Source organism: Nocardia sp. NPDC051570 (genome assembly GCF_044454005.1).
GTDB lineage: Bacteria > Actinomycetota > Actinomycetes > Mycobacteriales > Mycobacteriaceae > Nocardia.
Genome location: NZ_JBITDI010000006.1, coordinates 295,921 through 322,834, shown reverse-complemented (window position 1 = coordinate 322,834; position 26,914 = coordinate 295,921). Strand labels below are relative to the sequence as shown.

Genomic DNA, 26,914 nt, shown 5'->3' with positions numbered 1-26,914 from the left:
GTGATCCCTCTAACTACATGCATCCGAAAGCTGCCCTATTACGGGATCCCGCTTTCCGACCATGGGAGTCACTCACCAGCCGGCGCGCCGCCATCATAGCATTTCGGCCATGGCGGGCGGCGGCGTGGTGACGGGCCGGATCGGCTCGGCCGACGGGGGCGGGAAGAAGCCGACCTCGACGAAGTAGTCGAAGTAGCGGGTGAGCGTCGCGGCATCGACGGTCGGGCACGACACGGTCGAGGGCGCCGGATCGGGTTCGGCGATATCCGGGGCCGGTTCGTCGCCGCCGACCCCGCCGGCGAAGTTGATGCTCAGGGCCGCGGCGCGGGACAGCATGTCATCGCCGGTGGTGGCGCGTTGCTGGGCGACGGTGGTCAGGACCTCCAGGAAGTATTCGGGCTCGACCAGCTCCAAACGGTAAGCGCGGCGGTGGATTTCGGTCACCAGCGCGCGCAGCGGCGTCGGATGCGGCGGCGCGAGGGTATATGCCGCGCCCGCGTCGCCGGGTTCGCCCGCGCGCCGCACGATCGCGGCCGCCACATGGTCGACGGGGACCATCTCGACCGCACCGCCCGCGAAATCCGGTGCCAGGCCGAGGATCACCATCGCGCGCAGCATCGTCCACCAGGCGTCGTCGGTGCCGGCGACGCCGGTGCGGGAGTCGCCGGTGATCATCCCGGGCCGGTAGATCGCGGTGGGGACGCCGCGCTGCGCGGCGGCCCGGATCAGTTGTTCGGCAACCCATTTGGTCACCACATAGTCCGGCACACCCGCCGGGGGAGCCCCGTCCTCGGTGACCCCGGCCAGCACCGAGACCGTCGAGACGTAGTGCACCGGTTTGACGCGTGTCGTCGTGGCCAGCCGCAGCACCTCCACGGTGCCGCCGACATTCGCCGCCCGCATGCGGGCATACGGTTCCAGGTGATTGACCAGCGCGCCGTTGTGGTGGATGGTATCGATCCGCTCGGCCAGATCGGCGAATCGCGCCGGGTCCAGGCCGAGGCGGGGGAGGGCGAGATCGCCTGGTACGGCGATGATTCGGGCGTCGTACGCGGCGAGATCGATGCGGTATCGCTGCGCGGTGGCGGTGATCCGGGCGCGGGCCGCATCGTCGTCGGCGGCTCGGACCAGGCAGTAGATCGTGGCCGGGGTGCGCTCCAGCAGTTCGCGCAGCAGGAACGCGCCGAGGAATCCGGTGGCGCCCGTGAGCAGAATCGCCGCGGGTTCGCCGTGGTGTGGCGGTGTGCGGTCGATGATGTCGATCGCCGGGTCGAGTATCGCGTCGGCCCGTGGATCGGCGGCATCGGCGACGGCCGCGGGTTCGGCTCGTAGCGCCGCGGCGAGATCGCTCATCCGCGGATAGCTGAACAGCCGGCGCAGGGGGACGTCGAAGCCGAGCCGTTCGGTCAGTGCGGCGCGAACCCTGATGGCCGATAACGAGGTTCCGCCGAGGGCGAAGAAGTCGTCGTCGCGGCCGACGCGGTCGACACCGAGGATCGTGGCGAAGACCTCCGCCACGATCTGCTCGTCCGGGGTTGCGGGGACGGTGAATTCGCGGATCGCGGTCTGCGGATCGGGCAGGGCCGCCCGATCCAGCTTGCCGGTCGCGCCCAGGGGCAGGTTCTCCAGGACCAGCACCTGTGCCGGAATCATGTAGTCCGGCAGCAGCTTTCGTGCTGTCTCCAGCACGTCCGCGGTGTTCATCGCGTCCTCGTCGGCGGCGGTGACGTAGCCGACGAGCTGTTCGCCGCGCACCACGACCGCCGCCGCGGCGACCGCCGGATGTGCGCGCAGCGCGGCCTCCACCTCGCCCGGCTCGATCCGCAGACCGCGCAGTTTGAGCTGGAAGTCGGTGCGGCCCAAGTATTCCAGCGCACCGGTGGTGGTGCGGCGCACCCGGTCGCCGGTGCGATACATCAGCGAACCCTCGCCGAATGGCTCGGCCACGAAACGTTCGGCCGTACGGGCGGATTCGCCGAGATATCCGCGGGCCAGTTGCGGCCCGGCCAGATACAGCTCGCCCGGGGTGTTCGGCGGTACCGGACGCAGCCGGGCGTCGAGCACGTAGGCGCGGCAGTTCCAGTGCGGATCTCCGATCGGTACCGGACCGTCGCCGATCTCGGTGACATCGGCGGCGGTGATCGAGACCGTCGCCTCCGTCGGCCCGTACAGGTTGTGCAGCCGCGCACCGCCCACGGTGGCGAATCGCGCAATCGTGCTGGTAGGCAACGGTTCACCGCCCACCCATACCGTCCGCAGTGTCGCCAGTGCGTGGGCGGGGGCCAGGTCCAGCAGTGCCTCCAGCAGCGAGGGCACGGTATTGGTGGCGGTCACTCCGTATCGTTCGATCGCCGCGGCGAGGTATCCGGGATCGCGCTGTCCGTCGTCGGAGGCCAGCACCAGATGGGCGCCGACCGACAGCGGTGCGGCGAACCCGATCAGCGAGGCGTCGAAGGTGAACGGCACCATCTGCAGGAAGGTGCCGGAGTCCGTCAGTCGATATTCGGCGGACAGATATGCGGTCTGATTGGCGATCGCCGCATGCGGAACGCCCACGCCCTTCGGGCGCCCGGTCGAGCCGGAGGTGAAGATGATGTAGGCAAGATCCTGTGCGCGCACCGGGCGCGTCCGCTCCGCATCGGCGAGCGGCTCATCCGAGAAGCCGGACAGGACACCGGAATTCAGCAGTCGATCGACCGGCAGTACCGCGCGGTCCGCGATATCGATACCGTCGCGCGCGGTGGTCACGACGCACAGCGGTGCCGCGGTGCGGAGCATCTCGGCGCGCCGGTCGGCGGGATGGTCCGGATGGATCGGCACGTAGGCGCCGCCCGCTCGCGCGATCGCGTACATGCCGATGACTAGTTCGGGTGCGGGACGCATCGCCAGGGCGACCGTCGTACCCGGTCCGACGCCGAGGGCGATGAGCAGCCGCGCCAATCGGTTCACCCGGCTGGCCAGCTCGCCGTAGGTCAGCGATACCCCGTCGCAGGTCAGCGCCGGGGCGCCGGGGCGTCGCCGGGCCTGCTCGTCGAAGGCGTCCAGCAGCAGCCGGTGCGGTACGGGGCGTTCGACCCCGAGGGCGGCCGTCGGTTCGGAATCGTCGGTCAGCGGCAGGTCTCCGACGGCACAGTGTGGATCCGTCGCCACCGTGCGCAGGACGGTGATCAGCCTCCTCGTGAGCGCGGCCACGGTCGGCTCGTCGAACAGATCGGTCGCGTAGCGCCACGAACATCGCAGTCCCGCAGGGGTATTCGGCTGCGGTGGCACCACGGTCAACTGCAGGTCGACGGTGGCGACCTCGTCGCCCGAGTCGACGGCGGCGATGGTCAGCCCGGGCAGCCGCAGTGCCTGCGCGCCGAAGTTCTGGAAGGCCAGCGCCACCTGGAACAGCGGATGGTGGGCCTGGGACCGGGGCGGATCCAGTTCGGCCACGAGCTGTTCGAACGGGAGATCGGCATGGCTGAAGGCGGCCAGATCGGTTTCCCGCACCCGCTCGAGCAGCCGGGCGAAGGGTTCGGCCGCATCGATCCGTGTGCGCAGCACCAGGGTATTGACGAACATGCCGACCAGATCGTCGAGTTCGCGTTCCCCACGCCCGGCCACCGGCGCACCCACGGCGACATCATCGGTATCGCAGATGCGGGCCAGTACCACCGCGAGCGCGGCATGGATCAGCATGAACAGCGAGACACCGCGTTCGCGGGCCAGCGCCTCGAGCGCACGATGCAGTTCCGCGTCCACCTCGAAACCCTGGGCCGCGCCGTGCTGACCGGCCACCGGCGGCCGGGGCCGATCGGCCGGCAGCTCCAGCAGTGGCGGCAGCCCGGCCAGCGTCTCCCGCCAGAACCGCACCTGCGCGGACAGGAGGGAATCCGAATCCGTTGCGGCACCGAGTATCTCGCGCTGCCAGAGGGCGAAATCGGCGTATTGCAGCGGCAGCGGCAGCCAGGCCGGTGGGTGGCCTTCGGCGCGGGCGGCGTAGGCGGTCATCACGTCCCGGGTCAGCGGGCCCATGGAGAAGCCGTCGGCGGCGATGTGGTGTACGACCAGCGCCAGGACGTGTTCGGTCGGGGTGAGCCGGAACAGTTGTGCGCGGATCGGGATTTCGGTGGTGACGTCGAAGCCGGTGCGGGCGAGGACACCGATGCGTTCGACGATGTCGGGTTCGGTGACCGGGATCGGTTCCAGGGCCGTCGCATTCGTGCCGATGGGCAGGATCACCTGGGCGCCGTGGCCGTCGGTGGTTTCGGGGTAGACGGTGCGCAGGACCTCATGGCGGTCGAGGACGTCGCGGACGGCGGCGTGGAGCGCGTCGGTGTCCAGGTCGCCGGACAGGCGGACGGCCAGCGGGATGTTGTTGACCGCGCTGGTGATATCGAGGCGATTGAGGAACCACATGCGCTGCTGTGCCAGCGACAGCGGGATCCGGTCGGGGCGTGGCCGGGCCGCCAGTGTGCGGCGGTGGCCGGTTCCGATGAGGTCGTGCACGTGTGCGGCCAGCGCGGCCACCGACGGTGCTTCGAATATCAGCCGCATCGGCACGCGGGTGCCCAGCGCCGCGCCCAGGCGTGCGACGACCTGGGTCGCGATGAGGGAGTTGCCGCCCAGCTCGAAGAAGTCGTCGTCGACGCCGACCGGGGCGGTCAGGCCCAGGACCTCGGCGAAGGTCGCGGCGACGGTCTCCTCGGCCGGGGTGGACGGGGCGCGGAATTCGCGTGCGGTGAAAGGGGGTTCGGGCAGGGCGCGGCGGTCGAGTTTGCCGTTCGGGTTCAAGGGCATGGCGTCCAGAGCCATGATCGACGCCGGGACCATATAGGACGGGAGTCGTCGCGCCAGCAGGGCTCGCAGGGCGTCGGGGTCGATATCGCTCTCGGCCGGGACGACGTAGGCGACGAGCTGGTCGCCGGTTCGCTCGTCCGAGCGCACCAGCGCGACGGCCTGGGCCACGGATTCGTCTGTGGTCAAGGCGGTTTCGATCTCGCCGAGTTCGATGCGCAGGCCGCGCAGCTTCACCTGGAAGTCGGTGCGGCCCAGATACACGAGCTGACCATCCGCGGTGCGGCGGACCAGGTCGCCGGTGCGGTACATGCGAGAGGCCTCTCCGGGTAGCCCGAAGGGGTTGGCCACGAAGCGGTCCGAGGTCAGGTCGGCGCGGCCGAAGTAGCCGCGCGCGAGCTGATCGCCCGCCAGATACAGCTCGCCCGGGACACCCGGCGGGACCGGATGCAGGCGGCCGTCGAGCACGTAGGCCTGGGCGTTCCAGACCGGTAGGCCGATGGGCACGGCTCCCCGCACGTCGTCGGTGACGGGTGCGTGGGTGGCGTGCACGGTGAATTCGGTGGGGCCGTACAGGTTGTGCAGCCGGGCGGTGCTGACGCGGCGGAATGCCCGTACCGCGTCGGAGGTGAATGTCTCACCGGCGATCAGCAGCGCGCGCAGCGATGAGAGGGTCGCGGTGTCGGCGCTCGTGGAGAATACGGTGAGCATCGACGGCACGAACGAGGTCATCGTGACCCGCTCGGCCGCGATCACGTCGGCGAGATACTGCGGATCGCGATGCCCGTCCGGGGTGGCGACAACCATCCGGGCGCCGGCCGACAGTGGGACGAACAGCTCCCATACCGACACATCGAACGTCGCGGGCGTCTTGAACAGCACCACATCCTCGGCGCCGACACCGTATTGACCGGTGATCCACCGGATCTGATTCACCACCGCCGAATGCGGGACGGCCACACCCTTCGGGCGGCCGGTCGAACCCGACGTGAAGATCACATAGGCCGGGTTCGAAGCACGCAGCGGTGCACGGCGTTCCGCATCGGTCAGCGCAATGTCCGCATACGCCGACAACTCGAGTCGATCGATGATCAGCACCGGCAACTCGTCCACGGTGAAACCATCACGCGCAGTGGTCAATACCGCGACCGGCCGCGCGGTCTCGAGCACATACGCGATCCGCTCGACAGGCTGGTCCAGACCCAGCGGCACATACCCGCCACCCGCCTCGAGCACCGCGTAGATGGCCACGACCAGGTCCAGCGACCGCCGAAGACCCAAAGCCACCAACGTTTCCGGCCCGACACCGGACTCGACCAGATGCCGCGCCAGCCGATGCACACGAGTCGCGAACTCGGCGTAGGACAGACTCTGCCCGGCCTCCCGGTCGACGACCGCGACCGCGTCCGGGGTGGCCCGGACCTGCGCCTCGAACAACTCGACCACGGTGCCACCCGCCGACAGCTCGAGCGCCGTCGCGTTCCAGCCCCGCAGCTCCTGCAACGCCTCCTGCGCATCCAACAACGGGATATCCCCGACCGGCCGATCCGGCGTCGCCGCAATAGATTTCAGCAGACGCGTGAACCGCCGCGCGAAGACGGCCACGGTCCCGGCATCGAAAAGATCGGTGGCATAGATGAACTGCGCCTCGACCCCCGCACCCGGCTGCTCGGTCAGCACCAACTGCAGATCGAACTTCGCCGTATCGATCGGCATATCCACGCCACTGGCCGTCAAACCCGGCAACTCGAGTGAGGTCTGCCCGAGGTTCTGGAACGCCAGCATCACCTGGAACAACGGATGCCGCGCCCGCGACCGCGCCGGATTCAGAATCTCCACCAACCGCTCGAACGGCAGATCCGCATGCCCGAACGCCGCGATATCCCCCGCCCGCACCGACCGCAACAAATCGGTGAACGTCGTCCCCGCCTCGACCTCGGTCCGCAACACCAACGTATTGACGAACATCCCGATCACATCATCCAGCGCCCGCTCACCACGACCCGCGATCGGCGTACCGATCGCGATATCCCGCTCACCCGACAACCGCGAGAGCAGCACCGACAACGCCGCATGAGTGACCATGAACAACGTCGCACCACGCGTACGGGCCAGATCCGCCAGCCGCCCATGAGTATCGGCATCGATCCGGAACGAATAGGTGGCCCCGCGACCCGACGCCACGGCCGGACGCGGCCGATCCGACGGCAGATCCAACTGCTCGGGCAACCCCCGCAGACTCGCACCCCAATACGAGATCTGCCGCGCGATCACCGACTCCGGATCATCCTCACGACCCAGCACCTCACGCTGCCACAACGCGAAATCCGCATACTGCACCGGCAACGACTGCCACGCGGGCTCGCCACCCTCCACCCGCGCGTAGTAGGCGGTCATCACATCCCGAGTCAGCGGACCCATCGAAAACCCGTCGGCCGCAATGTGATGCAGGACCACGACCAGCACGAATTCGGTCTCGGCCACCTGGAACAGCCCCACGCGCAGCGGGGCCTCGCAAGTGACATCGAATCCCCGGCCGACCAGCGCCGTAATTTGCTGCGGCAGTGCGGCTTCCGTACTGCGGACCGGCGTCGGATCGAGCGGCACCCGCGAGACGGGCAGGATGTGCTGATATCCGGTGCCCGCATGCTGCGGATATACGGTGCGCAGGATCTCGTGCCGTTCCAGGACATCGTCGAACGCGGCCCGCAGGGCGGTCACGTCCAGATCTCCGGACAGGCGCAGAGCGATCGGAATGTTGTACGCGGCCGATTCGGGATCCAGCTGCGCCAGGAGCCAGATCCGCTGCTGCGCGGGGGCCATCGGCACCCGCTCCCCGCGCTCCCGTGGGCGCAGCGCAATGCGAGTTCCGGTGTGCCGCAACCGGTCCAGTGCCGCGGCGAGGGTGGCCACGGTGGTGTGCTCGAATATCGTGCGCGCGGCGAGCCAGACCTCGGCGGTCGCGCCCACCCGCGCCGCCAACCGGGCCGCCAGCAGCGAGTTACCACCCAGATCGAAGAAGTCGTCATCGATGCCGGCGCGCGGGATCTCGAGCAGTTCGGCCACCGCGGCCGCCACGATCCGCTCGCTGCGGGTGATGGGGGCCCGATACCGCGCGGTCATCCGCTGGGGCAGTGGCAGCGCGCCCTCGTCGACCGTGCCGTCCGGCATCAGCGGAAGGGCGTCGATCGTCACGATCGTGACGGGATCGGCATATCGCGGCAGCTCTCGGCGCACCCGGGTGGCCCACGCGACCGCATCCGCGGCCGCGCCGGGCGCGGGCACCACATACGCGACGAGCACATCGCCGCCGCCGGGCAGTCGTCTACGCAAAGTCCTTGCGGCGGAAACGGATTCGTCGGCGGCCAGGACTGCATCGATCCGGCCCGGTTCCGTCCGCACCCCGCGGCCCGCACCGTCGGCGCGGCCGAGGAACTGCAATCGCGGCACACCGTCGACACCGGTCACCCACCGCACCATCTCTCCGGTGCGGTACATGCGACCGGTCGGATGGGCGACGAACCGGGATGCGGTCGGGCCGGGCCGATTCCGATAGCCCTGCGCCATCGCCGATCCCGCCAGATACAGCTCACCCGCCATACCGAGCGGCACCGGTCGCAGCAATCGGTCGAGCACCCGCGCGGTCACGCCCGGGAGTGGGCCGCCGACCGTCTGCGCCGGTGCGACCGCGGTGCCGACCGCGGCCGCGACGGAGGTCTCGACGGTCCCGAACAGCCGGAAGATCGAACGCCCCGCGGGGGAGTCCGCGATCGGCTCGGGCGGATACGCCGCACCGCCGACCAGCACCACGGTCAGATCCGGAAGGTCCTTCGCCTCGATCTCGGCCAGCATGGCGGGGGTGAGGAAGACATGGGTCACCCGCTCGTGCCGCAACAGGACGGTCAGCGCCGCCGTGCCCCGATTCTCCTGCGGCGCAATGATTGTCGTCGCGCCCGCACCGGTCGCGAGCAACAGCTCGAGAATCGCGGCGCCGGAACCCGGCGCGGCCAGGTGCAGCACGCGCGAGTCCGGATTCACGCCGAATCGGCGAATCTGTTCGGCGCACAGCCCGATCAGGCCGTCCTGGGTGACGGACACACCGTCGAGCTCGCAGACCACGGTATCGGCATACAGCCGCCGTACCCGGTCGCCGAAGTACACCGGCTCCGCGGAGACCAGCGCCAATTCCGTATCGCAGTCGTCGGAATCGAGTGCGACCCAGGCGAGTCCATCGCCGAGTCCGGCCACCCGATCCGCCGACGTGAGCCCGAGGCGCGCACCCGATTCGGTGAGCAGCCGCGCGATCCGCTCCGGCGGATCATGCGGATCCACCGGTACGAAGACCGCACCGGTTTTGGCCACCGCCCACAGGGCGACAACCGCTTCCATCGAGCGCGGCAGCACCATCGCGACGCGATCCTCCGCCCCCAGGCCGCGCTGGATCAGCACCCGCGCCAGGCGCGTGGACCGTTCGTCGAGTTCGGCATAGGTGAGCATCCGTCGACCCGACCGCAGGGCGGGCGCCGACGGGTCGCGCTCGACAGCGGTCGCCAACAGGTATGGGAGTGTGCGCGCGGACGTCCTGCGCGTATCGGGCCTGTGTCGGCGTGCTGTGACAATCCGGTCTGGCACCGGTCGTCCCCCTCGGTCTCGCTCGTCTCACCGCAACCGGCGGTCGCTACCACACGACGCCACCAGGAGACATTACTTCTTGATTACTTTTCGGCGGAAGTAGATTTACCATGGCTCGGACCGCCCGTCGCACACGCTGCCGGTGTGACCCGTCGCGGCCGTGCCCGCGCGGGCGGGCGTCGAGCGAGGTCCCTAGAGCGCCTGGTCGGGCAGGCTATGTCGGGCACGCGGCGCGGCGATAGCTCTGAAAGGGTGATACTTCACAGCGGAATCATCACCGCCCGACCGATCGGCCGCAATACCTCTGGCGGGGTATTAGCGAGCCATTCACCATGCGCCGGTACGCCCGTGGCGAGGGACGCGTTCGCGCGCCGGACGAGATGGTCTGGGCGGCAGTGGATTTCCATACCTAGCGGTGTGGGAGTTGATGTGGCACCATCTCAGGGTGCTCACCGCCGATTCACAGCCAGTTCTAAGTCTTCATCCAGAAGTTCCGAACAGGACATTTGGTGTTTTCCGGACTTGGCTTCGATACGGCGGTACTGGACAACAGACCAAGGGATCGAAAAAAGCATGTTGATGAGGAAAGTCGCGGCGACCTCCGCGATGTTGATTGCGGCGCTCGGGGTCACTGCCGGGACTGTGAACGCCGCCCCCGCCGCCGATAGTGACGCGGTCTTCTACAAGTCCACCACCACCGACAAGTCCACCATCATTGCCACCGATGCCGGATCGATGGTCGTGGAGGATGGCGTTTTCAAGATCAAGAATGCCAGCGGAACCGTGTTGGCCGGAACGGATCTCAAGTTCCGCGTCGATGATTTCGAATTCCCGATCGCCGCTGACATCTCCGATCGCAAGGCGACCCTGACCCCGCAGTTCGACGTCGAGCACGCGTCCTACAAGCCGCTCGACGCGGCGGCCAAGCCGGTCGACGCCGCGGGCAAGCCGATCGCGCTGCCGTACGAGGACACCGCGCCGTGGAAGACCCCGTACGACCGTGAGCAGGCGGCCTGGAACCGTATGACCAGCACCATCTCCATGGGTGCGACCATCGGCACCCTGGTCGGTGGCATCGGTGGCGCGGCCGTGGGCTGCATCCTCGGTGGTGCCGCCGGTGGCGTGCCGGCCGCTGCCGTCACGGCCATGTTCGGTCTGGTGCCGGGCGCCGTCGGCGGCTGCATCGCCGGCATCTTCGCCATCGGCGCCCTGGGTGTCCTCGCGGGTCAGCTGCTGGTCACCGCGCCGGTCGCGATTCTCGCTGCCGCGCAGTACTTCACGACCATCAACCAGCCCTTCACGCCGCCGGCCAAGTAGGCCGACGCAGACCCGGCGGAATGCCGCTGGGGGGACAGCCGATCCCCCGCCCCGTCCCGGGCGGGGGATCGGTGCATTCGGGACCTAACCCCAGTCGCCGGGGCTGTGCAGACTCACGGTGACCAGGCAGTAATCGCGCTCGCGGAAGCCGAAGTTGAGGACGCCCCACGGCCGCTTCGAACTCCAGACGAACTTCTCCTCGAGGGAATGTCCCGAGGGGATCGCCGTCCGCACGATATCGGGATGGCGACCCTTCACCTCGTCGAGACCGACGCACGGCGGGGTATCGAAATCGAAGTACGAGAAGACCCACGCGCCATCAGGTCGGCTCACGGTGCCGACCTGCTGGACGGTGAATTTGGAACCGAGTCGGGCCGGGCCCGCGGTCTGCCGACCGGATTCGGGGGAAAGGCTCACGCCGAGTAGATCATTCAATGTGGCGGCGGTCAGCGGGGCCCGGGCCGCCGCCGCATCGATCAGGCTCCACATGTCGGTGGGATGATTTGTCATCGTCGTCGCTTCCGTGGAGCTTCTCGGATCTGTTCCGTGCCCGGCCGTGCATCCCGCCGCGAGCGCCATGGCCATGACCGCCACCACAGCGCGCCAGGTCACTTGCACGAATCCTGATAGTACTGACGGTATGTCTTATCGGGCGCCGTCGAGGGATGGAGATTATCGCCGTAGTACGCGCCGATCCGCGCAATCGCGTGCTGGTAGGCCTCCGGCGTCGACCCCGCCTTGCGGTAATCGTCGTATGCCGCATTCCACGAGGGCGCCACATCCGGATTCTCGCCCGCCACACCGATATCCGGGCCGCGATTCTCCGTGATCTCGTGTTCCACGACGATGTTGTTCAGGGTCGCGGCGCCCTCGTCGGTGAGGTGATCGTTCACACATTCGTTCGTCGAGGAGTATGGCCCGATCGTCTTGCCGTCGTACGACGCGTGTCCGGCCTCATGGGACAGCAGCTCGACCGTCGTCACGGGATCGTCGCGGACTGTGCTGTCGATGACGATCTTCTTGCTCTGCCTATCGGTATAACTGCCTTTGCCGGGATCGCCTATTCGATGCTCCACCCGTCGCCGGAGAGCTGAGCGAGTTCCGCCGTCAGCGTGCCCGAATCGCTGATGATCTTCCAGGCGGGCTGGCCGAGTCTGCCGGGAAGATCCAGCCACGGATTGCCGGTATGGGCCAGCGCACCCGCGGGAGCCGCGGCGGGAGTCGTTGCCGCCGAGGTTATCCGGGCGATATCGGTATTGGCCGCGATGATCTTGGGCGCCCATTTCGCATCGGCGGCGGCAAGGCCGCGGACATTGCGTACCAGCTCGTCGCGCAGCTCCGCGGCCGTCATATCCGGCGGCGTCCCGGTGACGGACCAATCGTCACCGATATCGACGACCTTGCCGTAGGCGCCGATCAACCCCTGCAATCGGGTCAACGGCCCGGTCATATCGTCGTATGCGCCCAGACATGCCGCACCCAGATCCTGATAGGCCGCCGCCAGCGTCCGCAGCTCCCGCTGTTCGGCCGCCGCGCGATCATCGGCACTGTCCTTGGCGACGCCGGACCAGTTCAGCCCGGCGATCGTAGTGAAGGTCCGCAGCGACAGCCCACCCCCGTTCCCGTTGTCGGGACCGATGGCCGCGCCGAGGGTATCGGCGTTCTGTCCGGTCGTCCGCAGCGGCGCGAGGCTCCACGTGATCACCAGGGATCTGGACGGCAAGCTCATCCACGCCCCGCATCGAGTCGCGCCGCGATCTGCGCGGCATTCTCGAAGTCGCTGTCCTGGAAGTCCCGCACGATCCGGGTCAGCGAACTCGACAACGAGGTAAACCGGCTCGCCATAACACCTTTGGCCTGAACACTGACCGGATCGGACTCGCCGAGCGCCGCGCCCACGGCACTACCCGTCAATCCGGCCGCGGCCTCCCTGGCATGAACCGCGGGCAACTCCGCCACCCCCGCGGCCATCCGATCGAATACCGCCGCCGCATCCCGCAACTGCTCGGGAGACAGATGCACCGAACACCCCCTGGGTACTCCCACCGATGACCCCGAAACTATGACACCCGCTCGCCGACACGGCAATCGAAACACGCTGCAGCGAGCCGGGCCTCATCGGCGGCGCCTGCGCCGGTGGGTGGTCTGCCCGTTGCCGGAGCCGGTCGTGGTGGTCGCGGAATTCAGTGCGAGCATCGCCAGTCCGGCATCGCTGATCAGCACGTTCAAGTCGTTGAGTACCGCACCGACGGTGTCGCTGGCGGCACGGATCTCTTCGGGTGTGGCGTGGTCGCGGTCGAATACCGCTTGCATGGTGCGTAATTGGAGGCCGACATCGAACAGGTGTCGTACCAGTCGGTCGCTGGAGTAGGCGAACGCTGCGGCATGCTCTCCGGACAGCCCTGGGACGGGGTCGTAGAACCGGTGCGTCGGCAACATCGCATCCGGTATCGAATCGCCGGGTAGCGCAGACGGCGTAACTTTCTCCATGGCGTTCTCCTGAGTCGGTAGTGAGGTCCGGAGCCGCGCTTCAGGACTCGGAGTCGATACGCATGGTTTTGGGAAGAGTCTACGCTCGTGCCCATTCGTCGAAGTCCGATGCCGTGGCGTCGGGCAACGGGCGGGGAACCACCGGTGCGGTCCTATGCTGTCGGGCAGGGAACTGCTCTGCTTCGAATGTGCGAAGGAGGGGTCGGTCGTGATGATGCTCGATGCGGTGACGGTCGTGGTCGCGGTCGGCACGCCGCCTCGGCATGTGCCGTTCTACAGTCGTACCGAGGTGTGGATCGGTTCCGCGATACTGATCGCGGTGTTGCTCGCGCTCCTGGTCGGCCTGCTCTTCGCCAGGCATCCACTCGTACGCGAGCGCCGGTGGCGGATGCGGCGTCGGCAGCGCGACCGACGTCATCCTCGCCCGAGCTGAATCGCCTTGACCAGCAACAGGATCGCACCGATCACCAGATAGACGCGCAGGGCAAGCATACCCAGGCGCGTTCCCGGTGACCACACGACCGGTTCGAGCAGGGTCAGCGGCGGCATCCGCCACCGGTCCTTCTCGGATGCGGCCACCACCATCTTCGGTATCGGCGGGGTACGCCGCTGCTGCCATCGCAGCAGCACTATCGCCACGCCGGCGAGTACGAGCAGCCCGGCCGCCAGGTATTCGGCGGTGCGGATGACGTCGAGATCCGGAAACAGGGTGGTGGCCATGAGGATTCCCGACAGCAACAACAGCACGCCCACGATCAGCCCGGCAATCACGTTGAGCCACAGCCGGTTCACCCACGGCCCGAGCACCTGCGGATCGTTGCACAACAGCAGCAGGAACACACTCGCGCTCGGCAACAACAGACCCGCCAGCGCCTGCACCGCGGTGGTGATCAAACCCAGTGGCGCGCCGGGAATCAGCACGATCGCCGCGGCCAGCGCCACCATGCCGATGTAGGACAGATAGAACTGCTTGGCGTCGGAGAAGCCGCGGTGCAGCGAATGTTTGATCCCGAACACATCGCCGAAGGCGTAACTGGTGGCCAGGGTGACCGCGGCGGCGCCGATGATGGAGGCATCCAGCAGCACGATGGCGAAGATCGGGCCGAGTATGTGGTCGGCCTGCCCGAGCAAATGGGCGATTTCTCCGGCGTCGGTGAACTTTCCGCTGGTGCCGGTGGCGCGGGCGGCGTAGTCGGCGGTCATCATCAATGCGGCCGCACCGATGACGACGACGAAGGCGCCGAGGGTGGTGTCGGCGCGTTCGTAGCCGATGAACCGGGGGGTGATGCGTTTGTCGACGATGTTGGACTGCTGGAAGAACAGCTGCCACGGTGCGACGGTGGTGCCGACGATCGCGATGATCAGCAACACCGCATTCGACGTGAACCCGCCCTCCACCCCCGGGACCACGAAATCGCGTGCGGCGTGGCCCCATTGGGGATGTGACAGCAGCAACATCGGGATCTGCAGCAGGGTGACGAGGATGAACACCATCATCGCCCGCTCCCAGCGGCGGAAGCTGCCGGTGGCCATGATCGCGATGAGCGCGACCGCGGCGACGGGCACGACGACGTATTTGGGTATGCCGATGTAGTCCGCGGCCAGGCTGATGCCGATGAACTCGGTGACAATGGTGAGGAAGTTCAGGACGAACAGGTCTCCCACCGAGAACCAGCCCCAGCCGCGGCCGAAGCGTTCGTTGATCAGCCGGGCGTGTCCTACGCCGGTGACCGCGCCGAGCCGAACCACCATCTCCTGGTTGATGATCAGGACGGGGATCAGCAGCAGGAGAACCCAGAGCAGGCTGTAGCCGTAGTCCTGCCCGGCTTGGGCGTAGGTGGCGACACCGCCCGCGTCGTTGTCGCCGACCATCACGATCAGGCCCGGCCCGATGATCGCGGCCAAGGTGAGCAGGCGTGTACGCAGTGTGCGGGGGCGATCGGTGTCGGTGCTGCTGATCCGGCCGAACGCGCCCTCGATATCACCGAGGTGCGCCGAATCCAGCACCGCCGAGGAGGGCATCGGTGCGGGGGTGCCGGTGGCCGGGGTGGCGAGGGTGTCCGCTGGTGGTGGGGTGTCGGAGTCTCGGATGGCGGGTGAGGTGAGATGTGCGGGGGTGGTGCGGTTTTCGTCGTTACTGGTCATGGGTGCGTAACGCCGTCCGGGGTGGTTGCCGACCCGGGGGCCGAGCGTTGTTCGGGTTCGCGGAGCGGACGGGGCGCGGGTTCGCGGCGACGCCAATCCTCCGGGATGGTCGCCTCGAGCACGTCGTCGACGGTGACAACGCCGAGCACACGATCGTTATCGTCGACGACGGGCACGGTGTAGAGGTTGTAATCGGCCATCAGCAGCGCGATATCGGTCAGATCCGTACTCGCCGCGACACGAACGGGGTCACGGTCCATCAGCTCCCGCACCGCGGTACCGGCATCGGTCTGCAGCAGGGTGATCACCGAGACCACCCCGGCCAGCCGCCCCGACTCCTCGAGGACGTGGATCTTCAACAACGCCTCGGGCTGCATGGTCGTCGCGGCGGCGATCGACGAAAGAGCCTGGGCCGTGGTTGTTTCCGGGGAGCAGGACACGATGTCGACATTCATGAGCCCACCGGCGCTGTCGGGGTTGAACCCCATCAGCGTGATCACCTTGGTGCGCTGTCCCGGCGGCATGAGATCCAGGACCCGTCGCCGCCGCGATTGCCGCAGATCGATGATCGCGTCGGCGGCATCGTCGGCACGCATTCGACCCAGCAGCGCCGCCACCTCGGTGTCGGACCTCTCGCCGAGCAGGCGGCGCGCCTCGTCGGGGTCCAGTTCCTCGAATACGTCGGCTTCCAGCTCGGGATCGCCGTGCACTCGATCGAGAATCTCGCCCTGCTCGCGTTTATCGGCCTCCTCGAGCAGATCCGCGAGCTGCGCCGGCTTCAACCCGACCACTCGCCCACTCAGACCGCGCACGGTGATCGAATCGGTGTGCCCGATCAGCGGTTCGAACGCCTTCCAATCCCGCGCCGCATGCCCGCCGGTGGACTTGAGCAGACCGAAAAGCCGTGCGGGACGACGGGTATCGAGGCGAACGAGCACCCAAGCGTCACCGATATGGTCGAGTTCGACATCATAGGCACGGATCAGCTCGGCCGCCGCCACATCGATGAGCCGATGGCCGAGAATGTCGGCGCGCAGCAGCACCTCACCGTCGCGGCGCTCGAACCCGCGCAGGTCGACCTTGTTGCGTGACAACACGATCCGGCCCACGCCGAACTCGGCGATATCGTCGGCGGATACGTACACGCGGCGACCGCCCATACTCACCACCACGCCGGAGACCGGAGGGTAGGCATCCCCACCCGGCAACCGGACAATGAGGTCGTCGACGCGGCCGATCACCTGCCCGGACCGCGCCACCACGGGCGATCTCAACACCTGCGACAGGTGTACGGTCGTCACCGTCGTCTCCGGTAACACCGGCGCGGGCTCAGTCATACGCAACTCCTGGGTAGCCGACGGACTGCGAGTGTCGTTCGTCCAATCCTGCACCCGCACCGCCGCCGCATCGACGCCAATGATCGAGAACGATCGCCGAACGACAAGCATCGCCCACGGAAACGTCGTGGTTTGCCGCTCGATCCCCGGGGTAGTGGCTATCTGCGCCGGTATCGCCGCCGCCAAAGGACGAAATCCGCTGGGGTGGGGCATACTCGGCCTGTTCTTCGGCATCCTGACATTGATCGTGGTTATCGTCGTTCCACGGAAGAAATCCTGACACCGCATCGCGCGGCCGCCGTGAACCCGACTGCGGCACAGGACAATTCGAGGGCGGCCGGCGGTATGTCCCGCGAGTAGCGACACTCGCGGGTCGAGTGCGGAGGAGGCAGCGCGATGGCTGAGGTGCGCGGCACGGTCGGTGGTGGGCCCGCGTTCGAGGTGAGCCGGTCCGAGGAGCCTCGCGTGCCCGATACCGTGCGGTGGGGGGTGGTGATCGGCGCTCTGGGGGTGGTGTTCGGTGATATCGGCACCAGCCCCATCTACACCCTGCAGACGGTGTTCGATCCCGGCGATCCGCATCCGGTACCGGTGCGCAGCGACAACGTGTTCGGTGTCGTGTCGCTGGTGTTCTGGTCGGTCATGATCATCGTGACCGTCACCTACGTATTGCTGGCGATGCGCGCCGATAACGACGGCGAGGGCGGGATCATGGCATTGATCACGCTGCTTCGCCGATCGAACCCGGGCCACGGGCGACGGACCGCCATCGGATTGGCGGCGCTCGGGATCTTCGGCGCCTCCTTGTTCTTCGGCGACAGCATGATCACCCCGGCGATCTCGGTGCTGTCGGCGGTGGAGGGGGTGAAGGTCGTGGAGCCGTCGCTGAAGGATCTGATCGTACCGATCACGGTGGTGATCATCATCGCGTTGTTCATGGTGCAGCGGCGCGGAACCGCGGCGGTGGGTCGCCTGTTCGGTCCGGTGATGATCGTGTGGTTCACCACGATCGGCGCCTGCGGTGCGGCGGGTATCGTGCGCCATCCGCGCATCCTCGAGGCGCTGTCGCCGACGTATGCGCTGGGTTTCCTCGCCGGGCATTTCGGGACGGCGTTCTTCGCGCTGGCCGCGATCGTCTTGTCGGTCACCGGTGCCGAGGCGCTGTATGCGGATATGGGCCATTTCGGGCGGCGTTCGATCACGAGGGCATGGCTGCTGCTGGTGTTTCCGGCGTGTGTGCTCAGCTATCTCGGCCAAGGGGCGCTGATTCTCGACGACCCCGCGAATATCGGCAGCCCCTTCTTCCTGCTCGCTCCCGGCTGGGCGCGGCTGCCCCTGGTGCTGCTGGCCACCGCGGCGACGGTGATCGCTTCCCAAGCGGTGATCACCGGCGCGTATTCGGTTGCCTCACAAGCCGCGCAGCTCGGATATCTGCCGCGGTTGCGGCTTGTGCACACCTCGGAGTCGACGATCGGTCAGATCTATGTGCCCTGGATCAACTGGCTGCTGATGGTCTCGGTGCTCACCCTCGTATTGGCGTTCCGCAGCTCGACCGCGCTGGCCTTCGCTTTCGGCATGGCCGTGACCGGAACCATCACGATCACCACGCTGCTGTTCTTCTACATCGCTCGGGCGCGCTGGCATACCCCGGGCTGGCTGATCGCGCTCGGTGCGGTCCCGCTGCTGGTGGTCGACCTGCTGTTCGTAGCCGCGAATCTCACGAAACTGCTGCACGGCGCGTGGCTGCCGCTGCTGATCGGATTGACCGCGTTCACGGTCATGACCACCTGGCAACGCGGACGCCAGATCGTCACCGCCGAGCGGGCCCGCCGCGAAGAACCGCTGCGCCAGTTCATCGACGGCCTCGCCACCGGTACCCCACCGACCGTATCCGTTCCAGGGACGGCCGTCTTCCTCGACAGCGACAAGGAATCCGCCCCACTCGCATTGTGCGCCAACGTGGAACACAACCACGTCCGCCACGAACACATCGTGATCATGTCGATCCACACCGAACCCGTACCCCGCGTCCCCGATGACGAACGCGTCGCGATCGATCATCTCGGGCCCGTCGACGACGGCATCACCCATATCACCGCCCGCTACGGCTATATGGAAACCCCGGATGTGCCGACGGCGCTGGCGCTTGTCGACCCGGCGGCCACCGAGGGATCGCTCGAACTCGACCACGCCTCGTATTTCCTGTCCACCATCGAACTTCGCCGTGGGCCGGCCCCGTCGATGGCACCGTGGCGCAAACGCTTGTTCATCGCCACCTCCTACCTCACCGCCGACGCCGCCGAATACTTCGGCCTACCCCGCAACCGCACCATCAGCCTGGGCTCGCAGATCGAGGTGTAGACCTGCGCCCGGAGTCCCTGGACATCGAGACAGCTACTGCCGCTTGGCATTCAAGCCCTCGAGGTGAGTGAATCACTGTAGATCTCTGTCATAGACCTACAGTGTTGACACTTGGTTGACGAGGGCGTGTAATAGAGGTGTAACAATCCGAGCCGCACGAGGTTCCTGATAGCTCTCACCGAAGAGACTCGTTCCTGCGGATTCTCGGTAGCACCGTCCGGCCCGGCATTTCCGGGCCTCAGCGGCGACCACAGTTCGAATTTCAGTCTCCAGCAACGCTGACGAAGACGGCGAACGCGTGTCGCGCCTATCTGCTCATCAACACATTGGGAGCACCACCATGACAAGAACTCGTACTACGCGTACCCGCATCGCCGCCGTCCTGGGCGGCCTCGTACTGACTTCCGGAGCCATGATCGTCGTGGCCCCACCCGCATTCGCCGCCTGTGCGCCGATCAACGGCGCCGACGGTGCCGCGGGCACGGCCTCCCACCCAGCCGGAGGCGTCGGCGGCAACGGTAGCCCCGGCACCGCGAACTGTCCCGGCGGTAGCGGCGGCAACGGCGGAGCCGCATTCGGCGGTGGCGCCGGTGGAGCGGGCGGGAACGGCGGGAACGGCGGAACCGGTCCCCTCGGCATCGGCGGCAGCGGCGGGTTCGGCGGAACCGGCGGTCCCGGTGCAGGATCCGGCGGCGCGGGCGGAGTCGGGGGCGCGGGCGGTGCCGGAGCCATCGGGGGAGCGGGCAGTGCCGGTGCCGCGGGCGGGGCCGGTGGGATCGGCGGCAATGCCCTGGGCGTCGCCACGGGCGGGGCAGGAGGCCGAGCCGGTAACGGCGGCGGTGCTTCCGGCGCCGACAACAGCGGCGGGGCCGGTGGGAACGGCGGGAACGGTGGCACCGGTGTCCTCGGGACCGGCGGAGCCGGCGGTGGTGGCGGCAACGGGGGAGCCAAAACCGGCACCGGCGTTGTCGGCCAGTGCGGCCCCGGCGGCCAAGGAGGAGCCGGTCTGGTCAAGGGCGCTCCCGGTCATCCGGGCACCGGCAGCGGCAACTGCTGATACGGCCTAGCCAGGTCTGATCGAGAAACGAATCCGGCCACACCGCGAGTCAGCGGTGTGGCCGGTCGCCTGCTCCGGCGGTTCGGTAGGTGGTCGGGTTTCAGGAATCGTCGCGGCGTCGATCGGTGAGGACGGTGTCGGGGCCGATCACACCGCTGGCGAGTTGATGGGCGATATCGGACAGTCGGGTGCTGCGGCGGCGTCCGTAGGAGCGCAATGCCTGGAATGCCTGGTCCATATCGAGGTTGCCCGCTTGTGCCAGAATGCCTTTGGCCTGTTCGATGGCGACGCGGTTGATCAAGGCGACCTGAAGTTGTTCGGTGAGTACCTCGCCGCGGTGGATCGCCCGTTCCTGCAGGATTCCGATGGTCGCGGTATCAGCGAGTGCTCGTGCCGCCCGAAGATCTTGTTCGGGCAGGGGTTGCGGCTCGAGGCCGAAAAGGTTGAGCGCGCCGATGGTTTCGTGGCGTAGCCGCATCGGTATCGCGTGCGCGGCGGCGAATCCCAGGTCGAGTGCGTGGTGGACGAACAGCGGCCAATGGTCTGCCTCGGCGGCCAGGTCGGCGGCGGAAACCGGTTCGCCGGAATGCACACAGTCCCAGCACGGTCCTTCGCTGGTCTGGATCTGATACAGCTCGAGCATGCGGGTCTGTTCGGTCGAGGAGGCCACCACCTGCAGACCGCCACGTTGGTTGGACAACAGGATTCCGGCCGTGGCGAAGCCGAGCAGGCGAACGCAGTGGGAGACGAGTTCGTGCAGGACGTCGGCGATGTCGTAGTCGTCGACCAGCGTGTCTGCCATCTGTACGAACGCATCCAGGAGTTTGGATTCTCGCTCTGCGGTGGATAGGGGTACGGAGGGCATCGTGATGCTCCTTCCTTCCAAATCGTCAGGGTAGGTCGGCTGTCGGTGCGAGGGGTTCGGGCGATCGGCTTCACGGCTGATCCAGATCGGCGGGGGCCAATCGGCGGGCCACCAGATCGTCGGCGATCTCGTCGACCAGACGTCCGGTGGCGAAGGCGTAACCGCGCAGCCGTGCGAGCGCATGTGGTGCGGAGATGCGGAATGCCGCGATGAGCATCCCGATCGCCTGGTCCACCTGCGCGCGATGTGTGGGTAGTGCGGTCCACCACGGGGTATCCGAGGAATTCGATTGCAGGTCCAGCACCGCGATCGTGACGATATCGACGGCCTGTAGGGCAATGGCGATATCGGCGGTAGACAGCCAGCCGGTGTGCTCGCGGTAGAGATCCATCGCGCCGAGGCTGATCGCGCCGCTGATCAGCGGAAACGCGAAGATCGCCCCCACCGGCTGACCGGCCATTTCGGTGGCGAACATCGGCCATGCCGGGATGGTCGCACCTCGCAGGTCCGTGATCAGTACCGGTCGGCGGGTCTCGAACGCCTCGAAACACGGCCCTTCACCGAGACTGAACTGCACCGCCTCGATCCGGGCGACGACTTCATCACTGGCATACAGTATTTCGCGCTGATCGGTACCGGTCATCAGGGAGACCGAGACACCGTCGACAGGCAGCAGCTCCACACATACCCGGCCTATCCGAGCCACCACGTCCACATCGCTGTCGCTGTCGCCCAAGGCGAACAGTAGAGCGTCGCGGGCCTTGCCTGCCGAATTGCTCATCGGGTCGAAATCACTCAACGACCACCGCCTCCCGGGCGTCGATCGGCGCACCTTTGAGGTGGTCGGGTCGGTCTGACCTTGTGATGCGGACTCAGCCTCCCGTCTCCGGGGTGGCGCCCGCTACTGTGAATCGTAGGCACGGTTCCGACGTGATGCCATGTACTTCAGTCGATTTGCTGCCCTTGATCCCGGCGGTCGAATCGCATCAACGCGACAGCAGAAGGGGTCTCCTGCCGATCTTCTCGGGCTCGTCGAGCGGGGTGATGATCCGAAGCGTCAGCTGGGTGTCGAGGCCGACTCCGAGGACTTCGAGGGTGCGGGCGGGTATATGCCGGTAGCCGTCCAGCCGGAGACGACGCCCATTGAAGTCGAGTTCTCCAGGGGCAGTAGCCCATTCGTCGAGGTGATAGATCACTCGATAGATCGAGCCGAGCCGGAGCTCGAGCGTCGCGAGCAGGTCCGGAAGTTCGTCGGCGAGGTTGCGGCTGTACGGCCACCAGAACCCGTCGACGGGCCCGGTGGTGACGGTATTGAGCTCGAGCCGCAGCTGATGGGTAAACGATGCGTGCCGCCAATCGCTGATTCCGTTCGTGTGCCTGGTCATGATCGACTGCCTTGTCATGATGGACGCTCCTGATCTCGGCCGTGCCGCGGCCGGTGGCATGTTGTGGTGAGGCCGATGATCAGGATGTCGAGGCCAGAAGCCCGTCCGATGCTCATCGTCATGGTTATTCGAGTCGGTCGCGCCAACTCGGGTGGGTGCGGATATGTCTGGAGCCGCCGGCGTTTTCACGGATATCCCGGCTTGCCGCGGTGTCCTCGGACCGACGGCCGAGCAGGGCTTGCGGGAGGCGGTGTCCGACACCGGTTCCGAGGCGGTTCAGTACCGCCATTCCGATTGCGCCGAGGAGGATTCCGGCGACGAAGGCGATGAAGATGATCATGGGAACTCCTGCGCGCGACCCTCGACACTGCGCCGATGAGCAGCATGGTGATCTCGACTGTTCCAGTACACGCCCCCGAAGAGCCGGTGTCAACAGTGTAGAGCTACATTGAACGTCTACATTCGATTTTCGGGCGGCGAGAGCGTACGCTGGCAGGTGCCATCACTGTGAGGCGATTGCCTTCGAAGGGATGCGTTACCCCGCAATGCCCGAATCCTCTTGTGCGGCATGCCCGCATGCCTGGGAAGTCCACGACCCGATAGGAATCAGATTTTGTTTCGCGACGACGGCACGTGGTCTGGATCGTGAATGTGTCTGTGCCCGTTCGGTCGATCGAGAGAAACTCTATTACCGGTAGGAGCAGAAAATGACAATGGAAACGCTCTACGAGCAGCGCGTGGCCCGTGTTCGAGATGTCGTGCTGAAATACTCGAAACTCGATGACAACGCCGCGACCGAACTCGCGGTGCATATGCTGCACGCGCTCGATACGATTCCCGAGAAAGTACGCTGAGAAGTGTTCGGATGCAGCCATTTTCATCACCGGAGTGGTAACATGGGAATTGCACAACCACCGGCGTCCGCCGTCTTGGCGAAGCGTCGCCACTCGAAATCGAGGTGATAGTTGTGCTGAGGTTCGATCCGTTCCATGACATCGACACAGTCGCACGTCAACTACTCGGCGAATCCGCGGGTTCCGCTCGGGCTCCACGTTTCATGCCGATGGATCTGTTCAAAGCCGGTGACCATTACGTACTCAATGCCGATCTGCCCGGTGTGGATCCCGGGTCGGTCGAGGTGAGCGTCGAAAACGGCATCCTGACGTTGCGCGCGGAGCGCAGTGTGCCGAGCGAGGAGGGTGTGCAATGGATCGCATCCGAACGATTCGCCGGCAGATTCATGCGCCAGCTCACCCTCGGTGAGGGTGTCGAGGCCGATAAGATCAGCGCCACCTATCAGGACGGCGTCCTGTCGGTCACGATCCCGGCCGCGGCAAAGGCCAAACCGCGCCGCATCGAGGTCTCCGGAATGTCATCGAAGAAGAGCATCAAGACCGGCTCGTCGAGCTGATCGAACAGCTCGACACTCGAAACACCGCGGCCGCCCGTTTCCGGGCGGCCGCGGTGCTGTGAGTGGAAAGATCCCTCGAAAGATCCGCTCCCGTCATTCGGAGGGGGTGGTCGCCGGTTCCCGGGTGACCATGGCCATCAAGGCCGAATGGGCCATGCCGGGGTCGGCGACCGACGGGATGACTCGCAGGACGATGACTGCGCCGGCACTGCCGAAGATGTACATCGTGTTGCCGAGTTCGAAGGTGTAGGCGTCGAGCGGAACCGCGCGATCGTCGATGATTATCTGCCGGGGCGTTCGGGACCAGCTGGCGCGGTCGTATACGACGCGCCGGACCGGGCCCAGTCGAACGGCCAGCACGGCCAGCAGATCCGGTAGTTCGGCGATGAGGTCACCGGATCGTGGCCACCAGGCGCCGTCGAGGTATTCGTCGCTGTCGGCCTTCGGCCTCAGCCGCAATCGCGGCGTGTAAGAAGGCGGAACACGATGCCGGGCGGAGCGTCGGTGAATCTGCGGTGCCGCCATGGTGTTTACTCCTGAGTCTGGTACTCGAGGGCGACGATGATCATCGAGACTCGGGGGATCCTCTGATCAATTGACTTCCTCAGTACACGCCGCGCGGAGCCCGATGTCAACAATGTAGGTCTACGCTGATTGATACAGTTGCCCTACGATATATCGGTCCACTCTCCGACGAGCAGTGGACTTTCCGAAGGAACGGAGCTCGCGCGATGGCCGAACAGCCGATCAACCGCAAGACTGCCCGATCCGGGACAGGACGTTCCGATCGCCCGGCCTCGGGCCGTGGAACTCCTCCGGTGACGCGGGAGACGGTGCTGGCCGCGGCGCTCGAGATCGTCGATCGGGACGGTGTCGACGGTCTGTCGATGCGGCGGCTGGCCGATGCGGTCGGGCGGGATCCGATGGTGATCTACCGTCATGTGCCGAATAAGGCCGCGGTGCTCGATGGTGTGGCCGAGGTCGTGTTCGCGCAGTTGTCGGTCGACGTCACCGATCCGGACTGGATGGCCCAATTGCGCTCTGTGGCAAGGGATTTCCGGAAGCTGGCGCTGGAGCACCCGCGGGCTGTCCCGCTGATGGTGACCCGGCCGCTGGCGACGCCGCTGGGATTGCGGTCGCAGGCCGTGCTGCGGCCGTTGGAAGATATTCTCGCGCTACTCACTCGCGCCGGATTCTCCGGTGCCGATGCGTTGCATGTCTATCGGGTCTTGTTCGGATTCCTCTCCGGGCATGTTCTCAACGAGCTGCAGGAGATCGTGGAACGGCCCGAGGAAACCGACGCCCTGTTGCGGCTCGGGTTGTATCGGTTGCCGATCGGCGAGTTCCCGCTGTTGCGTGAGTTGGCGCCGGTGCTGGCCGCCTACGACGGCGCCGCGGAACTCGAACGCGGTCTCGACATCCTGCTGACGGGCCTGGCCGAGAATTCGACCGGACCGTCCAGGTAGGCGCCGCCCTCGGATTCCCACCGTTGCTCCGCGGCGGATACCTCGAGATCGGGGCTGGTTCGGTCTGTTCGCGGGATCATCATCGGTGCTCCTGTCCTGGTCAACGGTGTAATTCTACATCGTAGACATACGTTGTAAGTCGGCCTATGCTGGTGGTGTCCGGACTGTAGAGCGTTCGGCCGTACCGGCCGATGCCGTGCATCCGGAGACTGGATCACCACGATGGCCATCGAGAGCAAGTTCGTGCAGCAGGTTCGGGCAGCGAAGGCGAACCTGGGGAAACACCTCCGCGGTGACGGCACCCGCGGAGGCGTCGAACGAGTCGCGCGCTGACCCGAATCCTGGACGCGCACAGGGCATCGTCGCTCGGGCATCCGCCCATCGGTACGTCCACGACACCGCCCCACAGGAATTCGAGGAACGAATTTGGCAATCACGGAAGTTGCTGTCTACGCGCATTTGAGCGCGGCCGATATCGAGGCGCTCGGGAGCGAACTCGACCGGATCCGCGCCGACGTCGAGCGTGAGCGCGGTACGCGCGACGCGAACTACATCCGCCACACGATCGCATTCCAGCGAGTTCTGGATGCCGCGGCCCGGCTGACGATCGCGCTGAGCCGCCACCGGTTCGGATGGCTTGTCGGGACCGCCGGGCTGGCGGTGGCCAAAAGCATCGAGAACATGGAGATCGGCCACAACGTCTGCCACGGCCAATGGGATTGGATGAACGATCCCGAAATCCATTCCACCACATGGGAATGGGATATGGCGGGACTGTCGTCGCAGTGGCGGTATTCGCACAACTATCGCCATCACGTGTTCACCAACGTCCTCGGCATGGACGACGACATCGGCTTCGGCGTGATGCGCGTGACCCGTGATCAGCGCTGGCGCCCGTACATGCTGCTGCAGCCGTTGCAGAATCTCGTGCTGGCAGCGGCTTTCGAATGGGGCATCGCGATACACGGAATGGATGCCGAACGTGCCCGCGATACGACCAGCGAGGAGAAGGCCGCGCAGGCCAAGGCCCTGATCGAGAAGATCGCCCGGCAGACCGGCAAGGATTACCTGCTGTTCCCGGCGCTGAGTGGCCGCCGCTGGCGCCGCACCCTGGCCGCGAATCTCACCGCGAACGCGCTCCGCAATGTCTGGGCGTATGTGGTGATCTTCTGCGGCCACTTCCCCGACGGCGCCGAGAAATTCACCCCCGCGGTCGTCGAGCGGGAGACCAAGTCCGAATGGTATCTGCGGCAGATGCTCGGCACCGCGAACTTCGACGCCGGGCCGGTGCTGGCCTTCCTGAGCGGGCATCTGAGTCATCAGATCGAGCACCACCTGTTTCCCGATCTGCCCAGCAACCGCTACCCCGAGATCGCTCGCCGGGTGCGCGCCCTCTGCGACGAATACGATCTGCCCTACACCACCGGCTCGTTACTGCACCAGTACCTGTTGGTCATGCGCACCATCCACAAACTGGCCCTGCCGGATCGCTTCCTGACCGCGAGTTCCGACGATGCCCCCGAAACCGCCTCGGAGCGGAAATTCAACGACCGCAACGCGATCGACGTCGTCGATGCCCGTCGGTTATCCGGAAGGCGCGGCCTGCGCACCGCGCTTCGCACGGCGGCGGCGAACGCGACCGCCGGTATATACGCGCATCCCTGAGGAG

At 66.6% G+C, this 26,914-nt stretch carries 23 protein-coding genes; 10 read left to right on the top strand and 13 right to left on the bottom strand.

Going from position 1 to position 26,914, the window contains the following annotated elements; translation table 11 throughout:
* Positions 1 to 93: 93 nt before the first annotated feature.
* Positions 94 to 9,333 (bottom strand): amino acid adenylation domain-containing protein, encoded by a 9,240-nt coding sequence (locus tag ACIA76_RS17700; RefSeq protein WP_397152870.1) that lies wholly within the window; start codon positions 9,331 to 9,333, stop codon positions 94 to 96.
* Positions 9,334 to 9,984: 651 nt separating this feature from the next.
* On the opposite strand from ACIA76_RS17700, the gene ACIA76_RS17695 reads away from it, so the two are divergent.
* A complete protein-coding gene (locus ACIA76_RS17695) occupies positions 9,985 to 10,728 on the top strand; it encodes a hypothetical protein (RefSeq protein WP_397152869.1) in 744 nt (247 codons plus the stop codon).
* 84 nt (positions 10,729 to 10,812) lie between these two features.
* Here ACIA76_RS17695 and ACIA76_RS17690 read toward each other — a convergent pair whose 3' ends face one another.
* The 5 genes from ACIA76_RS17690 to ACIA76_RS17670 form a co-directional block, all read right to left on the bottom strand.
* Entirely contained in the window at positions 10,813 to 11,238 is a 426-nt protein-coding gene (locus tag ACIA76_RS17690) for a hypothetical protein (RefSeq protein ID WP_397152868.1), read from the bottom strand.
* Between the two features lie 98 nt (positions 11,239 to 11,336).
* A complete protein-coding gene (locus ACIA76_RS17685; RefSeq protein WP_397152867.1) occupies positions 11,337 to 11,804 on the bottom strand; it encodes a hypothetical protein in 468 nt (155 codons plus the stop codon).
* Positions 11,789 to 12,457, bottom strand: coding sequence for a hypothetical protein (locus ACIA76_RS17680; RefSeq protein WP_397152866.1), 669 nt, complete (start codon positions 12,455 to 12,457; stop codon positions 11,789 to 11,791). Before ACIA76_RS17680 ends, ACIA76_RS17685 begins: the two co-directional genes overlap by 16 nt.
* Positions 12,454 to 12,750, bottom strand: a complete 297-nt coding sequence (locus tag ACIA76_RS17675; protein WP_397152865.1) for a hypothetical protein — start codon at positions 12,748 to 12,750, stop codon at positions 12,454 to 12,456. Before ACIA76_RS17675 ends, ACIA76_RS17680 begins: the two co-directional genes overlap by 4 nt.
* Positions 12,751 to 12,843: 93 nt before the next feature.
* The gene (locus ACIA76_RS17670) at positions 12,844 to 13,218 is read right to left on the bottom strand and encodes a hypothetical protein (RefSeq protein ID WP_397152864.1); all 375 of its coding nucleotides are present in this window, start codon (positions 13,216 to 13,218) and stop codon (positions 12,844 to 12,846) included.
* A 208-nt stretch (positions 13,219 to 13,426) separates the two neighbouring features.
* On the opposite strand from ACIA76_RS17670, the gene ACIA76_RS17665 reads away from it, so the two are divergent.
* Positions 13,427 to 13,651 carry a hypothetical protein gene (locus tag ACIA76_RS17665; RefSeq protein WP_397152863.1) on the top strand — a complete coding sequence of 75 codons (225 nt, stop codon included), beginning with the start codon at positions 13,427 to 13,429 and terminating at the stop codon, positions 13,649 to 13,651.
* Here the strand turns inward: ACIA76_RS17665 and ACIA76_RS17660 are convergent.
* Positions 13,633 to 15,240: an NRAMP family divalent metal transporter gene (locus ACIA76_RS17660; protein ID WP_397153069.1), complete on the bottom strand. Its 1,608-nt coding sequence runs from the start codon at positions 15,238 to 15,240 to the stop codon at positions 13,633 to 13,635. The genes ACIA76_RS17665 and ACIA76_RS17660 overlap by 19 nt on opposite strands.
* Before the next feature lie 119 nt (positions 15,241 to 15,359).
* Positions 15,360 to 16,700 carry a magnesium transporter MgtE N-terminal domain-containing protein gene (locus tag ACIA76_RS17655; protein WP_397152862.1) on the bottom strand — a complete coding sequence of 447 codons (1,341 nt, stop codon included), beginning with the start codon at positions 16,698 to 16,700 and terminating at the stop codon, positions 15,360 to 15,362.
* 31 nt (positions 16,701 to 16,731) lie between these two features.
* Here ACIA76_RS17655 and ACIA76_RS17650 point away from each other — a divergent pair, with 31 nt between their 5' ends.
* The 3 genes from ACIA76_RS17650 (at position 16,732) to ACIA76_RS17640 (ending at position 20,118) form a co-directional block, all read left to right on the top strand.
* Complete coding sequence (locus ACIA76_RS17650) at positions 16,732 to 16,980, top strand: hypothetical protein (RefSeq protein WP_397152861.1); 249 nt, start codon at positions 16,732 to 16,734, stop codon at positions 16,978 to 16,980.
* A 116-nt stretch (positions 16,981 to 17,096) separates the two neighbouring features.
* Positions 17,097 to 19,061, top strand: coding sequence for a potassium transporter Kup (locus ACIA76_RS17645; protein ID WP_397152860.1), 1,965 nt, complete (start codon positions 17,097 to 17,099; stop codon positions 19,059 to 19,061).
* Positions 19,062 to 19,401: 340 nt separating this feature from the next.
* Positions 19,402 to 20,118 carry a hypothetical protein gene (locus ACIA76_RS17640; RefSeq protein WP_397152859.1) on the top strand — a complete coding sequence of 239 codons (717 nt, stop codon included), beginning with the start codon at positions 19,402 to 19,404 and terminating at the stop codon, positions 20,116 to 20,118.
* A 100-nt stretch (positions 20,119 to 20,218) separates the two neighbouring features.
* Here the strand turns inward: ACIA76_RS17640 and ACIA76_RS17635 are convergent, their stop codons facing one another.
* The 4 genes from ACIA76_RS17635 to ACIA76_RS17620 form a co-directional block, all read right to left on the bottom strand.
* Entirely contained in the window at positions 20,219 to 20,983 is a 765-nt protein-coding gene (locus ACIA76_RS17635; RefSeq protein ID WP_397152858.1) for a GAF and ANTAR domain-containing protein, read from the bottom strand.
* Between the two features lie 70 nt (positions 20,984 to 21,053).
* Complete coding sequence (locus ACIA76_RS17630; RefSeq protein ID WP_397152857.1) at positions 21,054 to 21,782, bottom strand: GAF and ANTAR domain-containing protein; 729 nt, start codon at positions 21,780 to 21,782, stop codon at positions 21,054 to 21,056.
* A 187-nt stretch (positions 21,783 to 21,969) separates the two neighbouring features.
* A complete protein-coding gene (locus tag ACIA76_RS17625; protein WP_397152856.1) occupies positions 21,970 to 22,368 on the bottom strand; it encodes a DUF5994 family protein in 399 nt (132 codons plus the stop codon).
* 124 nt (positions 22,369 to 22,492) lie between these two features.
* Positions 22,493 to 22,708 carry a hypothetical protein gene (locus ACIA76_RS17620; protein WP_397152855.1) on the bottom strand — a complete coding sequence of 72 codons (216 nt, stop codon included), beginning with the start codon at positions 22,706 to 22,708 and terminating at the stop codon, positions 22,493 to 22,495.
* Positions 22,709 to 22,898: 190 nt separating this feature from the next.
* Here ACIA76_RS17620 and ACIA76_RS17615 point away from each other — a divergent pair, with 190 nt between their 5' ends.
* The 3 genes from ACIA76_RS17615 (at position 22,899) to ACIA76_RS17605 (ending at position 23,779) form a co-directional block, all read left to right on the top strand.
* The gene (locus tag ACIA76_RS17615; protein ID WP_397152854.1) at positions 22,899 to 23,066 is read left to right on the top strand and encodes an RGCVC family protein; all 168 of its coding nucleotides are present in this window, start codon (positions 22,899 to 22,901) and stop codon (positions 23,064 to 23,066) included.
* A gap of 15 nt (positions 23,067 to 23,081) precedes the next feature.
* Positions 23,082 to 23,222, top strand: a complete 141-nt coding sequence (locus tag ACIA76_RS17610) for a DUF6307 family protein (RefSeq protein WP_397152853.1) — start codon at positions 23,082 to 23,084, stop codon at positions 23,220 to 23,222.
* Positions 23,223 to 23,335: 113 nt separating this feature from the next.
* Positions 23,336 to 23,779 (top strand): Hsp20/alpha crystallin family protein, encoded by a 444-nt coding sequence (locus ACIA76_RS17605; protein WP_397152852.1) that lies wholly within the window; start codon positions 23,336 to 23,338, stop codon positions 23,777 to 23,779.
* Between the two features lie 93 nt (positions 23,780 to 23,872).
* Here ACIA76_RS17605 and ACIA76_RS17600 read toward each other — a convergent pair whose 3' ends face one another.
* Positions 23,873 to 24,238, bottom strand: a complete 366-nt coding sequence (locus ACIA76_RS17600; protein ID WP_397152851.1) for a DUF5994 family protein — start codon at positions 24,236 to 24,238, stop codon at positions 23,873 to 23,875.
* Positions 24,239 to 24,510: 272 nt separating this feature from the next.
* Between ACIA76_RS17600 and ACIA76_RS17595 the strand changes: the two genes are divergently transcribed.
* The gene (locus ACIA76_RS17595; protein ID WP_397152850.1) at positions 24,511 to 25,245 is read left to right on the top strand and encodes a TetR/AcrR family transcriptional regulator C-terminal domain-containing protein; all 735 of its coding nucleotides are present in this window, start codon (positions 24,511 to 24,513) and stop codon (positions 25,243 to 25,245) included.
* A 426-nt stretch (positions 25,246 to 25,671) separates the two neighbouring features.
* Positions 25,672 to 26,910: a fatty acid desaturase family protein gene (locus ACIA76_RS17590; RefSeq protein ID WP_397152849.1), complete on the top strand. Its 1,239-nt coding sequence runs from the start codon at positions 25,672 to 25,674 to the stop codon at positions 26,908 to 26,910.
* Positions 26,911 to 26,914 lie beyond the last annotated feature (4 nt).